The 15,182-nt window shown below is 56.9% G+C and carries 11 protein-coding genes and 2 tRNA genes; 1 reads left to right on the top strand and 12 read right to left on the bottom strand.

All coding sequences use genetic code 11. The features are described from left to right. Positions 1–15 precede the first annotated feature (15 nt). The 4 genes from HCU74_RS20175 to HCU74_RS05195 all read right to left on the bottom strand — a co-directional run bounded on the left by HCU74_RS20175 (position 16) and on the right by HCU74_RS05195 (position 6,265). Positions 16–4,887: a thrombospondin type 3 repeat-containing protein gene (locus tag HCU74_RS20175; protein ID WP_168449367.1), complete on the bottom strand. Its 4,872-nt coding sequence runs from the start codon at positions 4,885–4,887 to the stop codon at positions 16–18. A gap of 163 nt (positions 4,888–5,050) precedes the next feature. Then, positions 5,051–5,746: a monofunctional biosynthetic peptidoglycan transglycosylase gene (mtgA, locus tag HCU74_RS05205; RefSeq protein ID WP_168449366.1), complete on the bottom strand. Its 696-nt coding sequence runs from the start codon at positions 5,744–5,746 to the stop codon at positions 5,051–5,053. 339 nt (positions 5,747–6,085) lie between these two features. Further along, a tRNA-Asp gene (locus tag HCU74_RS05200) sits at positions 6,086–6,162 on the bottom strand. Between the two features lie 27 nt (positions 6,163–6,189). After that, positions 6,190–6,265, bottom strand: a tRNA-Val gene (locus HCU74_RS05195). Between the two features lie 278 nt (positions 6,266–6,543). On the opposite strand from HCU74_RS05195, the gene queD reads away from it, so the two are divergent. Continuing rightward, positions 6,544–6,909, top strand: a complete 366-nt coding sequence (queD, locus tag HCU74_RS05190) for a 6-carboxytetrahydropterin synthase QueD (RefSeq protein WP_168449365.1) — start codon at positions 6,544–6,546, stop codon at positions 6,907–6,909. Between the two features lie 480 nt (positions 6,910–7,389). On the opposite strand, the gene HCU74_RS05185 is transcribed toward queD, so the two are convergent. The 8 genes from HCU74_RS05185 to HCU74_RS05150 form a co-directional block, all read right to left on the bottom strand. Then, a complete protein-coding gene (locus HCU74_RS05185) occupies positions 7,390–8,421 on the bottom strand; it encodes a diguanylate cyclase (RefSeq protein WP_168449364.1) in 1,032 nt (343 codons plus the stop codon). A 131-nt stretch (positions 8,422–8,552) separates the two neighbouring features. Then, complete coding sequence (locus HCU74_RS05180) at positions 8,553–9,572, bottom strand: medium chain dehydrogenase/reductase family protein (RefSeq protein WP_168449363.1); 1,020 nt, start codon at positions 9,570–9,572, stop codon at positions 8,553–8,555. 23 nt (positions 9,573–9,595) lie between these two features. After that, on the bottom strand, positions 9,596–11,752 hold the full coding sequence (locus HCU74_RS05175) for a PQQ-dependent dehydrogenase, methanol/ethanol family (RefSeq protein WP_168449362.1): 2,157 nt from the start codon (positions 11,750–11,752) through the stop codon (positions 9,596–9,598). A 79-nt stretch (positions 11,753–11,831) separates the two neighbouring features. Next, the gene (locus HCU74_RS05170) at positions 11,832–12,407 is read right to left on the bottom strand and encodes a lysophospholipid acyltransferase family protein (RefSeq protein ID WP_168449361.1); all 576 of its coding nucleotides are present in this window, start codon (positions 12,405–12,407) and stop codon (positions 11,832–11,834) included. 125 nt (positions 12,408–12,532) lie between these two features. Continuing rightward, positions 12,533–13,363 carry a crotonase/enoyl-CoA hydratase family protein gene (locus HCU74_RS05165; RefSeq protein WP_168449360.1) on the bottom strand — a complete coding sequence of 277 codons (831 nt, stop codon included), beginning with the start codon at positions 13,361–13,363 and terminating at the stop codon, positions 12,533–12,535. Continuing rightward, positions 13,360–13,923, bottom strand: a complete 564-nt coding sequence (locus HCU74_RS05160; protein ID WP_168449359.1) for a nitroreductase family protein — start codon at positions 13,921–13,923, stop codon at positions 13,360–13,362. Before HCU74_RS05160 ends, HCU74_RS05165 begins: the two co-directional genes overlap by 4 nt. Then, positions 13,923–14,441 (bottom strand): SRPBCC family protein, encoded by a 519-nt coding sequence (locus HCU74_RS05155; protein WP_168449358.1) that lies wholly within the window; start codon positions 14,439–14,441, stop codon positions 13,923–13,925. Before HCU74_RS05155 ends, HCU74_RS05160 begins: the two co-directional genes overlap by 1 nt. 96 nt (positions 14,442–14,537) lie before the next feature. Next, positions 14,538–14,963 (bottom strand): PilZ domain-containing protein, encoded by a 426-nt coding sequence (locus HCU74_RS05150; RefSeq protein ID WP_168449357.1) that lies wholly within the window; start codon positions 14,961–14,963, stop codon positions 14,538–14,540. Positions 14,964–15,182: the final 219 nt, after the last annotated feature.

The following is a 15,182-nucleotide window of genomic DNA, read 5'->3' as shown; positions in this document are numbered from 1 at the left end:
GCGCGGGCGATACCGTCACAGGGTTTTCAGGTATTCAATGATGGCCTGGCGCTCCGTTTTGGTGAGCACGTCGGTAAAAGCATGACCACTATTACTCTGGCTATGCAGTGTCGTGTTGTAGATCTTGCGCTTCTCCACATCGTCATTGCTCAGTACCGGCGGCGTCGTCACGTTCCAGCTCAGCAGCACATTGCCGTACACCTCCGTCACCACCGGTTTTGCCGCGGACATCAACATATCGTTCACACTGCAGGTGGTCACATTACTACTGCAATCCAGCACCTCAAACTGCCAGCCCATCGCTTGGTGATCGTAGGCCGATAGCGCTGAATCGTAGCCCATCACGTACTCCTCACCGAGGGTGTTCGGCTTTGACTTGCGACGCCATACCTTCGGGCGAGCCGCAGAGTTTAACAGCGTCTCTATGGTCGGTACCGAGCCATTATGCAGATACGGCGCCGTCGCCCAGACGCCGTAGAGCGGCGGAGCGGTATAACCCAGTGGCCGCTCTCTGCCCAGGTGATCACGTTGCTGAGCCGTCACGTTCTGCGCCCGGCAATCCCCTTCGGCAAAGTTCCCGCCATCGGGGTTCAGGCCCTCGGTCTCGGCGTAAAAAATATACTCTTCCGAATTCGCCTTATTGACCCCCGACTGGTGACTGCCCTCGGAAATACCACCGATTTCTCCGCTGGCCTGCGCCGACTCGAAATCGTAGCTGGACGCCATATAGGTATCAAAACGCACACGATCTGTGCCGATGGCGTTAATAGGAGTGACGTAGCTGGCGAGGCCTTCCAGCATCGGGTCATCCAGGTAGCGCTCATCGTTGACATAACGGGGTGAGTACGCCCCGTGACAACTGGCACAGGAGCCATTTCCCGCGTAGCCTTTTGTCTTCATTTCAACGAGGTCAGCGGCGTTTTCGCGCCCGGCCCACAGGTCTTTCTCGTGAAACAGAATGGCACCCACTTCCGCCAATCCGGTGTCGATCAACGCTTCGGGATAGGCCGGGGATTTCAGTGTCATTAACCAGTGGTCGGCGTATTGCGCATTTTCACCGACCCAGCGCACCGCAGCTTCAAACTGGTTTTGACGCTCCTGCTCGCTGAAATTGGGGAATGACGGCTGACCGGGCTCTGCACCTCCCGAAGACACGCCGAATATGGCATTAAAGAAGCGATACCAGTCGCTTTCTTCCATCCCCTCACCGAAGGGGCTCTGGCGGAAGCCACAGGCCATCCACGCCTGGGGGTTCAACGGCTGATAAAGGTACGCCTCACACTCCTCACTCGGCGAGTAGTCCACACCAACGCGCTCACTGAACTCCCGCCAGCCGTGCAGAAAACAGTCGGCGCGAGCATCATTGTTGGCAAAATCGAAGGCCGAGGCGTCACAGGGACCGGTATCGAATCCGAGCAAGCCGGCAAACTGGTCTCCACCGCCCGAAAAGCAATGCTCCGCCCAGGTGTCGGGCGAACTCGGCTCACAGCCCGCTGGCACCGAAGGCGTGACCTCAAACAGGGGAAAGAACAGTGCCATATCGACACGCACAGCATCGGCGGGCGCCATCGCATCGACAAATTTCACTGTGCGCCGCCCCACGTTCCACCAGGCTGGCGTATCACCGGTGGCGGTAGAACCACTGGTTAGCACGTCGACAACACCGGACGCATCGCCCTCGGTAAACAGCAGACTGCCACCATCATCGGAAGAAACCGCGCCCACCGCCGCAGTCACATTGGAAAATTGGGCATTGTTGGTACCGCGGGTACGCCCGGCAACACCAACGCGATCGAGGCCGAAACCGACACCCACAGGCCTGTCGGTATTGGGATCAAAATCGCCCAGGTACTCATAATAGTAGGCATTCACCGCTTCCAGGTCGGCACCAAAGGTGCCGAGGTCGAGCATCGCGCCCCCGCCGCCCCAGATAAAGTCATCGCCGATGGTAATACCGTGACAGGCCTGGCAGTTGATACCGATATTGCCACTGTAGTTACCTACCTCATCGCGCAACTGGATCAGGCCAACCGGGAGCTGACCGGAGCCGCCTTTGTCTAGGCGCGTAGATCCGTCCTGGTAAGTCGAGGGATCATTGGGGTTCTCACCGGGCAGTGGATAGGGATTATCCACCTTGCTATCCCAGCCCATGCCATAACGCTCTGCGGCAATGCGATCAAAATTCTCCGGGCGACTCTCTGCGCCCGAATTCCAAACCTTGTAAAGCAGGTTGTAGGCATCGGCAGCAATCGCTCCGGCATTGTCGTGATCATAAGCCGCAAAGGTAGAACCCGGCCGAATCAGTTCACCAAGGGTATTACAGTAGGGACTCGACGCAATATTTTCCGGCAGGGAGCAATCCGGCAACATTTCCGGCGGAGGCAGTTGAGTCACCCCCATCACCACTTTGCCCCGCGCAATACTCAGGCGCAGATCACCACAGGTTTTCGGGTGGGCCTTTTCGGTGATAACACCCTCCGCTGTGGCCTGCAGATTTTCCGGAACACCATCGCCATCTTCATCAATATGGCAATTTTTCCAGAAGGCATTAAACGCCACCGCATTCTCATCACCCGGAACAAAGATGTCGCCCTGGTTCACCCCCGGCAGCACCAAAGCGCGTGGATCCGGCGGCAACATTGCATCGTCGCTGCGAGCCGCTGCCTGCTGTTGGGTTATGGCGCGCCCATCCTGACCCAACACGCGTCGGCCAGTTTCATCCACCACACCCTCGCAGTAATCAAACCAGATATGGCCGCCCCGGGCACTGCCCAAAAGGGGCAACGGTTCTTCCTGCGCTTGTTCGATCAGGTCGCACTGGGTCGGGTCCTCCCAGCAGCTCAGCAGTTGGGCCATATTGTTATACGGCGCGCTATCGACGTCCCACTGCCTGCCGCCGGAGTGGGGATCCGTTGCCCGACTATTGCTCGCTTTGAACAATATCGGATTGCTGAGAACACCCCCGCCCAAGGCGGTCCAGTCGCGGTACAACTGATCAAAATCAGCGCGCACCGACACCTGCTTTGCCATCTGAAAAGTGCGCCCATCGTCAGTATCGGCAACGCCTTCAGGTACATGACAGGCCCGGCAGATGGTCAGACTGCTGTGCACATTGGCCTCGAAAAAATCAAACAGCGGATCTGCCTCACAGGCATCCCCCACATTGTTGCCATCCTGATCGGCCTGCTCGGCATTCGCCACCAGAGGACAATTATCGAGGTGGTTTTCAACCCCATCGCCATCGGTGTCCGCATTGTCCTGGGTGTCACAGGCATCTCCGATCAGGTCGCCATCGGAGTCCTGTTGCCCTGCATTACGGGTGTCGGGGCAATTATCAGTGGCGTCACCAATGCCGTCGCCATCGCTGTCGCCGCTTTCATTGGGGTCGCTCGGAAAGTCATCGTCGCTGTCTGCAACACCGTCACCATCGCTGTCTTTTTGGCTGGCATCACACCCTGCGCTGTCGACAGGCTCGCCGCTGGCACTGCCCGGACACCCATCGGCGCGGTCGTCAATGCCATCCTCATCACTGTCACGCTGCTCCGGTGCACAACCTTGGCCATCAACGTCGGCGACACTGTCACGGGAGGTGGCAGGACACACATCGGCGTCATTATCGACGCCATCGCCATCCAGGTCATTGGCGGCGCGATCGGAATCCGCACAGCCTTTGGCATCCAGGCCATCGCTATTCTGCGTGGACGGACAGTCATCGGCATGGTTCTGAATACCGTCCCCGTCGCTGTCGCGATTGTCTTCGTTGTCACAGGCATCACCCAGACGATCACCATCGACATCGGCCTGCTGATCCGCCGACTCACCGGTGTCATGCAATGGGCATAAATCCAGATCGTCGGCGATACCATCAATATCGCTGTCTTTGCTGTACTGATTACTCAGGGGAAAGGCGTCGTCACCGTCCGCAACGGTGTCGCGGTCGGAATCGACATTGCGCGGATCGAGCCCGAGCCGGGTTTCAGCGTCATTAGAGAGGCCGTCACCATCAATGTCGCGATCGCATACATCGCCCACACCATCGCCGTCGAGATCGCCCTGCTCGGCGTTGGTAACCGCCGGGCAGTTGTCGTCTACGTTGACGACACCATCACCGTCACTATCATCATTTAGCGATTGCTGATCGGGGCAACCCTCAAACGCCATCATACCGCCGACCAGTGGGCAGCGGTCCGCGACATCATTCACACCATCGCGGTCACCATCTGCCCCGCCATCGCCATCAAAGCGACCATCGCGCAAATCCCTGGCCACCGTTGCCAAATGGCGCCGCGCCACGTCATCGCTAACCAGACTAGCGCCGCGCCCTCTTTCGACACTGATCTGGCGGGCAAAGCCCGCTAAAGCCATAGCGTCAAAATCTTCCGAACCCCAGTCAGCGGGCGCCAAAGTGAGGTCGGCGGCCAGTCGGTGCAAGGCCGGCCACAAGGTAATGCCGTTTTCCGGATCGCCGTCGAAGTCCAGGGTCATCATCACACGAGCGATATTTATCCCCGCCTGTTCGCGCTCGCTGAGGCTGCCCGGCAGACCATTCGCAATCATTGCAGGGGTCACCACTGTGGCCGGAGCGACAGGCCCCAGGGTTACGCCACCGATCATAAAAGTGACCTGGTCACCCGGCTGGTAGCGGAATTGCCCCTTGGCATTCGTCTCGAAGGTACTGTCGCTGCCATTAAGGCGATAACGCAAACCACCAACGGGGCCATCAAGGAAGGCCCCCGTAGTAAAATCTGCCGCACCGGAACCTGGCACGGCGAGATCATTACTACTGCTGGGAGATGATGACGAGGAACCACCGCCACATCCTCCCAGCGTGACGCCAAACAGGAGGGCGGCAAACGCGCCACGCACGCAGCTTGTAGAAACAGGCATCCTTGACTCCGACTGAATTATTATCGAATTAATCCGATAACAAGAGTACGTCCAGGATCATGATCGGTAATAGCAGTGTGGTGACACTCTGTGTCGAACGACGCCAATGGAATGACTCCACCATGGGGTCTGTCCCCAAAAAGCGGGGACAGACCCCGAAACCTTATTTCTCAAGGCTCACCAGCCACTTCGACCCCAGGCGCTGTTGCTGGCCCAGGTTCCATCTGGCGCGCCGGAGCAAATGGGGCGCCGGTGCAGCGGGGTCGTAATTTAGTGGACTCGGCAGACTTGAGGCCAACAGGGCAGACTGCCACGCTGACAACTGCGTCGCGGGAATGCCAAAGTGATAGCGGCTGGCCGCCTCCAGACCAAATACGCCATCACCCCACTCGGCGATATTCAAATACACTTCCAGGATACGCTGCTTGTGCCAGCAGAGCTCAATCAGCGCAGTGAACCACACCTCAAGCCCCTTGCGCAGCCAACTTCGACTCGTCCACAGATACATATTGCGGGCCACCTGTTGGCTGATGGTACTGGCACCCCGCAGATGACCGCGGCGCTCTCGCTCCGCTATTGCCTTTCTTATGGCCTCGATATCAAAGCCATAATGATGGGGAAAGTTCTGATCCTCAGAGACCACCACCGCTAACGCCGCATGGCGGGGTACGTCGCGCCAATTCAGCCACTGCTGCGTGATGGTATAAGGCTTATCCCGCTGCTGCCACTTGCGCTCCAGCATCACCATACTGGCCGGTGGATCGATCCAGCGAAACGGCAACACCACCGCAACACTGAGTAACAGCAGTACCAGCACAGTACGCCAGACAAATCGGCTGATTCCTTTTCCTGTGGCCATCGCACCTCCCCTGATGCTCCCCTTGAGCAGAGGACGCTATTCTACAGAATGCGGCAATAAAGCCGATGTGAACAGTGCGGGGAAAAGCAATACCGGAGGCCTTTGGCCCTTCTTCGAAATGGGGACAGACCCCGCGCCGGGGGTGCCACGGTGATGTGGATTCCCGCCGAATGCAGGTTTACCGTTTTTCAGAGTGACAGACAGACGCGATAGGACAAAAATCGGTCGCAAGGCAAGCGTGCAAATAAATTCAGTAGAATGATTTTTCTGCCCGGAAACAGGGCTATAAGGAAGGTCTCTCAAAACCTCGTTGAGCGTGATCGCTCTCAGAGTAAAAGTTGGCGGACCGGACGGGACTCGAACCCGCGACCTCCGGCGTGACAGGCCGGCATTCTAACCAACTGAACTACCGGTCCGCATACTTTTAACACTCAAACTCGACTTGGTGGGTGATGACGGGATCGAACCGCCGACCCTCTGCTTGTAAGGCAGATGCTCTCCCAGCTGAGCTAATCACCCCGTGTCGTTCGAGTGAGGCGCATTCTACAGGAATGACTTTGCTTGTCAAACCTTCGGGGAAGTTTTTTTAAGATTTTATGAAAAAAACTCTATCCGCCTGATTTTGCTCATTTTTTGCACACTTTCCGGGAATACTCACGCCGCCTTTTCACTTCCCACAAACCACCGCACTAAGGCGTCTAGGTATAAGGTGTGATGGGCTGATACCATAGCCCTTTTCGTTGGCGCCGCCAGCTCTCGACACGAGCGGCGACGCTACTACACCAAGGAAGCAGACCGTGGAAATTTTTAAAGAATTCAGTTTTGAAGCCGCACACCGACTGCCCAATGTGCCCGAGGGGCACAAATGCGCGCGTCTGCACGGCCACAGTTTTCTGCTGCGTGTTGTCGTCGGTGGCGAGCCCGGGGCTCACAGCGGCTGGATAATGGACTTCGGCGATATTAAAGCAGCCGTTAAGCCCATCATCGACCAGCTCGACCACTATTACCTTAACGATATTCCCGGACTGGAAAACCCCACCAGCGAAAATATCGCCATATGGATATGGGATCAGCTAAAACCGGCACTCGCACCATTAAAGCGCATCGAAATGCGTGAAACCTGCACCAGCGGGTGCAGCTATAGTGGTCCGGTAGCGGAATAATTCGCACCATTTTGGCGAGCTGAGTGAAGGCGGGGTAAAAAGGTAACACGTTACGCCAACAACCTATTGACGTAACACTTATTCACAGATATAGACCGCACCGGGAATTAAGCGAAGTTAGCCTGTAAATATTACCGCCAACATCACAAAATATGCGTAACCACATGTATTTTATAGACTTTATGATAATGATCACTTTTTGAACAATTTGTTACAGTGCCGATGAACACGCGGCTTGAGGCACAAATTGACAACTTACCCACCAAGTTATCCACAGAATATGTGGAAAACCCCAAGCCTAACAATATGATTCCTTCGGTTACCATAGGATCAGCTTTGGCCGCTATCGCTAGCAGTGTTTTTTTTTTGATTTTTTTCGTCTAAGGCGGGGCGGTATACGTAAAAATACTAATAAAGGCGTATCAAAGCCTTCGCGGCGCGATTGAAAAATGAAAGGTGGCCGGAGGGAATCCGCTGAAATCAGCGGTCGTCAAGGGCGTAATCGTTGAATTCCGTAAAATGCATGACCCGATTGCGGCCCCGGTCTTTGGCACCGTATAGAGCCTCGTCCGCTTCCTGGAAGCTCTTCTCGATGGAGCTGCCCTCCATTTCGCTGGCCGACTCCTTGGTGGTCACTCCACAGGAAATCGTGACCGGCTCATTCCCCCTGGCGGGATGGGGAATCGCCAGCAGCTCGAACTCGCGGCGAATGCGCTCGCAAAGATTTTTTGCCTGATCGGCTGAGGTTAATGGCAGAATCACCGCAAATTCCTCGCCGCCATAGCGGCACGCCGCGTCCCCCGCTCGCTGGCAATGCTTTTCAATGCATTCGGCCAAGTGAATCAGCGTGGTGTCACCACTGCTGTGACCCGCGCTGTCGTTATATTGTTTGAAGTAATCAACATCGATCATCGCCACCGAAATTGGCACTTGCAAGCGCAGAGCGCGACGCCACTCAATACTGGCTTGTTGCTCCATATAACGGCGATTAAACATCTGTGTGAGTGGGTCGCGTATACTCAGCCCGCGCATAATCAGCGAGTCCTCAAGCAAACGCACGTAGTCATTGAGAAAATGGCGATCCTCTTCACTGAAGTTTTCTATCGGTCGATCAAAAAACAGCGACATCACCCCGATCACCCGCTTGTCAGGGCTGAGCACCGGCATGCCGATATACGCGCGCAAATCCAGCTGATTCAGCGAGGGACAGTCCAAATCGCCCACCCATTCCGAGATATCGCTCAGCAGGGTAAACTGTCCCTGATCCAGGCTGGTTTTACACATTGGAGTAGCAAAGGTCGGCTCCCGCAAATCGGCACCCGCGAGGGCGATAAAAGACTCACCGCCCCGCACCCGAATGGAAAACCCCACCGCGGCGGCACCATAGGCCCGCCTGGCCAGTTTTAAAATGCGATAGATGTTGTAATCGCGGGTTTCCGAACTCAAACCAAAGCGCTCCATCGCGATACGCCGACCTTCGTCTATCGACACGTTTGAGTCCTCTGATCGCATGCGCCCTTCGCTCCTCGCGTTTATGAGTCGGCCTGCCGGTGTTTAACACCACACCCTATCACCCACCCAAGGCAAAAGCGTATCTTTGTTTGGGGTAGCCGCACGATCATAGCAAATTAACCAAGCCGCCGTTAGCCCATTAACAACGCCGCCTTGCCCACCACATCGCCACTGTCCAGCCGTCGGTGGAGGGCGCCAATATCAGCCATGGTGCAGCGCGCAGAGACCACGGGCTTGAGCTTTCCCTGCGCCAGCCAGCCCAGCAACTCAGCGACATCCGCTTTAAATTCCTCGGGGTGCTTCTCCCGCCGCGACTGAATATTGTAAAACCCGGTGTGGCGGCCATCGGGAAGGCATTTCCACAGCGCCAACAGCTTGGCGAAACCCATGATTACCGACGCCGTAGACGCCTGCCCAGTCGTCAAGTGCATCGCGCCAAAGCCCAGCAAGGTACCGCCTTTTTTTAAACAGCGGTAGGACTCGGTCCAGCTGTGGGCTCCGAGGGTATCCAGCACCAGATCAACGCCCTGGCCGTCGGTCGCCGCCATCAGTTGAGCCTGCACATCACCGCGGGTGTAATCGATATGATGGGCGCCAAAGCCCTCTATTACAGCCTTCTTCGATGGCGAGCCTGTGCCGTACAAGGTCAGCCCCATCATCCGCCCCAACTCAAGCACTGCGGTGCCCACCGCGCCCCCGGCGGCGTGAATCAAGCAACTTTGCCCAGGTGTCAGCGACACTTCGCGATGAAGCATTTGATAGGCAGTGGTATAGGAAAGAATCATGGCTACCGCCTCTGCCGGGTCCAGGCCCGGCGGGGTTTTTACCACTCGATCCGCGGCAACACAGAGATATTCCGTGTACGAGCCAATAACCGGCATATCAGCCACGGTGTCGCCAATGGCAAATCCCTCTACTCCGTCCCCCACCGCGTCCACAACACCGTACCAGTCATAGCCCGGTGTAAAGGGCGGCTTGTCCTTCACGCCCACATATTGGCCCTGCCGCACAATGGTGTCGGTGAACCCCACCCCTGCGGCCGACACCTTCACCCTCAACTGTCCCACAGAAGGCTCCGGCAACACCGGCTCTTCACGTAACTCCAGCTGTTCAGGACCACCAAATTTCTTGAGCACAATGCGTCTGTACATTGACGATCACCTATTTTGTAATCTTAAAAAAACCAGCTGAGCACCTCGGCCAGCAGCCCGAACAGCCAATGTTTAACCTGCCGCCACCAGTGGGGCTGAGCGCGCAATTCGCTGTCGATATTGGCCTGCTCAAGGATGTAGGCATGCACGGCCAGCGCATCTTTCTCGCTCAGCACATCGCCAAAACCGACCATGCCCAATTTACGCATGGCACCATCGAGGACAATGGCATTGAAGTTGTCGTGAAATGCCCGGGGCAGGTGACGCAAGTCCGGTATCGCGCCGTTGGCGATAACATCATTACCGTGGCATCCCGCGCAGTATTTGAAATAGAGCTGGCGGCCTCGGGTCAAGACCTCAGCATCTTCGGTTATCCGCGCGGGCGGCTCGTGAATCTGCTTGGGGGGATTGTCCGGCAAGGTCCCTGCCGCACCCAGTTTAAAGGTGAGTACCCGACTTGGCGGCGGTGCCTCAGTGCGCTCCAATCCGCCAATCAGGCCAAATGCCCCGCCCCAACCGGCAAGAATGGTGACATATTGTTCGCCGTCAACCGCATAGGTTACCGGCGAGCCCATCACACCGGTTTTGGCATCGAAGGACCACAATGATTTGCCGGTGTCGGCCCGAACGGCGATCACCTGTCCGTCGGCGGTGCCCTGAAAGACCAGCCCCCCGGCTGTCGCCAGCAAGCCTCCGTTCCAGGTAAGGGTATGTTCCAGTCGCCACGCCGCCTGCCGGGATTTCGGGTCCCAGGCAAGCAATGCTCCCCGGGTCATCTTCCTGACCATAAGCTGGGCAAGAATCGGGTCTGGCAAGGCCTCCTGCTCCAGTGGCACACCGAGGTTCCACTGTCCCCACTGGTGAACGTATTCCGCAGCGTCTTGGTAGCCAAACAGCGCATCAATCACCGGAATGTAAACATAGCCGGTCTGCGGGCTGTAAGCCATTGGCTGCCAGTTGTGGGCGCCCATCGACGACGGTCTTACCAAAGCCAACCCGTCCTCATAGCGGGCATTATCGGTTTCAACAGGTCGCCCCGTCGCCATATCATAATGGCTTGCCCAATTCACTTTGGTGTACGGATCGGCAGACAACAGTTCGCCGGACTCCCGATCGATGACAAAAAAGAAGCCGTTTTTCGGGGCATGCCAGATGACCTTTCGGGAACGCCCTTCAAACTCCATCGTTGCCAGCATGATGTGCTGGGTCGCGGTGTAGTCCCAACTCTCCCCCGGCGTCTCCTGGTAATGCCACAGGTAGTCACCGGTATCCGGGTCGAGTGCAACCACTGAGGATAGATAAAGGTTATCGCCGCCCTCAGGGCTGCGAACTTTGTGATTCCACGGGGAGCCATTACCCACGCCGATATAAAGTTGGTCAAGTTCCGGGTCGTAGACAATGGAGTCCCAAACGGTACCGCCGCCCCCCGACTTCCACCACTCCCCCGTCCAGGTCGTCGCGGCCGCGGCCATAGCGTTGTTTTCAAAACCCTTTGCGGGATCGCCGGGAACCGTATAAAAGCGCCAGCGCAGCTCACCGGTGTTGACATCAAAGGCACTGACCGAACCACGCACACCGTACTCCGCGCCGCCATTGCCGATGTACACCAGACCCTTGGCCACCCTCGGCGCACCGGTAATGGTATAGGGGTACTCAGTAATATCGGCCGCCTGTACCGACCACAACGGCGAGCCATCGCGGGCATCCAGCGCCACCAGTCTGGCATCCAGGGTGCCGACAATCACCTTGCCTTCATACACCGCCACTCCGCGGTTGACCACGTCGCAGCAGGCCATCTTTGCCCATTCTCTGGGCACTTTAGGATCATACTTCCACAGGAGTTTGCCGCTGCGCGCCTCCAGTGCGTACACCACACTCCAGTTGCCGGTGAGGTACATCACCCCGTCAACCACAATCGGGGTCGCTTCAAGGCCGCGGTTAAAATCCGTATCGAAGGCCCAGGCCAGGCCGAGATCGCCGACGTTGTGGGTGTGAATCTGCGCCAATTCGCTATAGCGCTGCTCGTTGTAGTCCTTGCCGTAGGACAGCCAATGCTCTGGCGTATTGGCCTTGATGGTGTCGGTGTTGACGTCGGTCGGCGACAGCGACCACACAGGCCATGCCGCGCCTGCCGAGGCGGCAAGCAATAGCAATTTCGCCCACCTGTAAATGGATTTCATAGTGCTCCCCAATGTGCAATATCGTTATTGTTAGTTTGCGATCAGCCGCGCATTACCGCGCACCGGGGAACGACGACAATCAGCGCCGGCGAAACCCCTGCTTGCCCTCGTAAAAGGCCATCATTTCCCGCAAATCTGCCTCGTAGTCCCCGGTGGGATAAAAAGCGGGCCCCACACCAGCGGTTTTGGTTGCCACATCAACAAAGCCCAGGTAGATGGGCACCCCCGCCGCAACGGCAATGTGATAAAACCCGCCCTTCCAACGTTCTACCTCGCTGCGGGTCCCCTCCGGCGTAATGATGAGCATCAGCTCGTCGCGCTGCTGATAGGCCTCCGCCATTTGTTCAACAGTGTTGTGGCTTTTGCGTCGATCTATAGAAATCCCGCCAAACCAGCGCATGATTGCCCCCAGTGGGCCCGCCGGAAACAGAGTGTGCTTGCCCATCCAGTTCACCGGAAGGCGCAGCGTAAAGGCCACTGCCATCATCGCGGGAAAGTCCCAGTTGCTGGTATGGGGCACAGCGATCAACAGGCACTTCTTCTCCTTCGGTCGGTCACCGACGATTTTCCACCCGAGGATAAAGATTATTGCTCTGAACACAGCGCGAAACAGCGGCGCGACAACTGGCGTTCGGAATATCGTATTGTTCTGCATCGTATTTATTCGAATAAGTCGCGGCACGGCTATGGCATAGCCGGTAGCGCGATGGGATTGGGGTAGCTTACCCGGACCTGCCAAACAGACCATCGCCTAAGCAGACGAGGGCCTGTTAACAACCTTTAATCTTTGAAGTCCGGCGCTTCACCGGCCGCCGCAGACATCGCCAATAGCGCGTCTTCCTGGCTCAGCATTCCGGCATTCCAGGTGGCGACGTAATTCAATGCATCATCAACACTGTGGTCGCGGCTGTAGCGGATCATTTCCTTGGTACCGCGCACCGCCAATGGCGACTTCCGCGCGATCATCTGGGCCAGCTCAGACACCCCTTCGATAAGTTCTTCGTAGGAGTTGTACAGCCGGTTGACCAGGCCAAAACGTTCAGCCTCGCTGGCGTCGAAATAACGCCCTGACAAAGCCAGCTCGCTCACAATACCCGGCGCCATTAATTTCGGTAACCGTTGCAGGGTGCCGACATCGGCGACAATACCAATATCAATTTCCTTGATGGAATACACCGCTGCCGCCGAACTGAAGCGCATATCACAGGCGGAGATCATATCTATTCCGCCGCCGATACAATTGCCATGCACCGCCGCAATCACCGGTTTACGGCACTGTTCGATCGCAGTCAGATTACCCTGCAATTGTTTGATGCGCCGACGGAACCACTCAATACGACGGCTCGCCTCAGGGATGCTTTCCATGTGGGTCGCCAATCCGGCGAACATACCCAGGTCGATACCGGCGCAGAAATTTTTACCTTCTCCACACAGAACGACAACACGCACACAGGGCTCGCCATCCGCCCACTCGAAGCATGCCTGCAGCTCTTCCCACATCGGTTCGTTCATCGCGTTGGCCTTGTCCGGCCGGTTTAGCGCCACCCACAGCACGTGCTGCTCCATGCGAAGTGCCAGGGTGGTGTATACGGGGGGTTCAATTGTGTTCATAGTCCGGTCCAGGTCTCGACAAATTCGGCGGGTGAAATTTCCGGGAGGGGCTTGGGTAGACCGTCCCGCGTGCCAATATAAAGAAAGCCGATAATTTCTTCATTTGCCAGAAGCCCTATGCCATCCATGACATTTCGGTCAAAGGCATGACCACCAGTACGCCAGATACCGGCGTAACCCATCGCTTCCAGTGCCAGCAAGGCGGCAAAGGCCGCACACCCCGCTGACAACCGCTGCTCAACCGCAGGCACCTTGGGATGCTCCTGAATTACCGCCGACACCACCATCAACATCGGCGCGCGCAGGGGTTGGCGGCGATATTTATCCAATTCCGCCTCGCCGATGTTGCTGTTGCGCTTTAGCGCTGCCTGGACAAACACCTCGCCCAGACGGGCCCGCGCCTGCCCCTCGACCACTCGAAAGCGCCAGGGACGCAAGCGCGCGTGGTCAGGCGCCCGGTTTGCCGCGGTAAATATTTCAGTAAGCTCCGCTGCTGTCGGCGCCGGCTCGCAGAGTTTACTTGCCGAATTGCGCTGTTGTAGTAGTGCCAGTGCGTCCATTACGCCCCCCGCTTCGCGTGTAATTTCAATTGTCGCAACGCGTCCTGCGACACCGGTTCGCCGGTTTCATAGTAACGTTTGGCACTCAGGGCAATATCGTGAACAACGTGGCGAAAGATTCGGTAAAGCAGGCGGCTGTATAGGAAACGACCCAAGGCACCCCAGCGCAGGGTACACAGCAAACTCACTGTCAGGGCAGTGGTGCCGCTGCCGGCATCTTCTATGCGGTAGCGAAACTGAGCCTCTGAAAACGGTATTCCCGGCCCCTTGGCACCACGATGCAAACGCAGCACAAACCCGACGCCATCCTGCCAACTGCTCACAGTTTCATCGAGATAGCCGCCGGATTTGCGATAGACACGGCGACTCGCGCCGACGCCGCTGCGCTTTTCACTGGTGATTTCGCTACCGGTCAGGCCTGGAACATAATGGTGTGGAATCGACAAATCCTGCAGCAGCTCCCATGCACGCGCCTTGGGAACATCTATCACCAAGCGCGCCGTCGCTTCATGTTTCATTCGGTATTCCTGTCAATACACTTCACCGCTCGCAAGCGGGAGTGTATTCAATCATGAATTGAGGCGGCTGTCTCGAAGAAGGGAACGTTGTTGGTATCAGGAAGAGAGAGTAAAACGCCGGTTAAAATCCGCGGCGAAGCGCTGAATCCACTCCCGCGCCGCCTGTTCTCCGTCCAATTCCCGACCGTCACAGGCCTGAATTTCACGGCGATAGGCTTCGATCTGGCAGAGTTGCTCAACCATTTTTACGCGAAACACGTCGCCTTCATTGCTGAATTCAATCCCCAGTTGATAGCCCTCGCTACTGGGCCGACACCAGGCCACAACACCCTTGCCGACGTAGTCCTCGGACAGCAGAGGCACACAGAACTCAACTTCACTGCCACAGCGAATCTCCCTCGCGACTTCGCAGCACAGGCCAGCCATGCTGACATCCCTGGTATGTGCATGGCTTTCCATATGTTGTGCCACTACTCGCACATCGAGGGGGATATTACTTGGGTGACGCAAATATTCTCGCATGGACACATCCCTACAACCGATCACGGCGCGCTGGAAAATCAGCATTTATTAAGCGTTGCCCTAGTTGGCCATAGCAGGGGGACGGCGAAAATCCGTAATAACCGTTTAGGTATAAACCACGATACGGCGGAAAGGAGACGGCGGGATCAACCCTGCGACGGGCTTGTTACGGGCAAAAAAAACCGCGCAACAAGGCGCGGCTTCCCGTCAGCAGATGCG

It is taken from the genome of Spongiibacter thalassae, from assembly GCF_012272835.1.
GTDB classification, from domain to species: domain Bacteria; phylum Pseudomonadota; class Gammaproteobacteria; order Pseudomonadales; family Spongiibacteraceae; genus Spongiibacter; species Spongiibacter thalassae.
The sequence above is the reverse complement of the archived record's forward strand: the minus strand, read 5'-3'. Positions and strand labels throughout refer to the sequence as shown.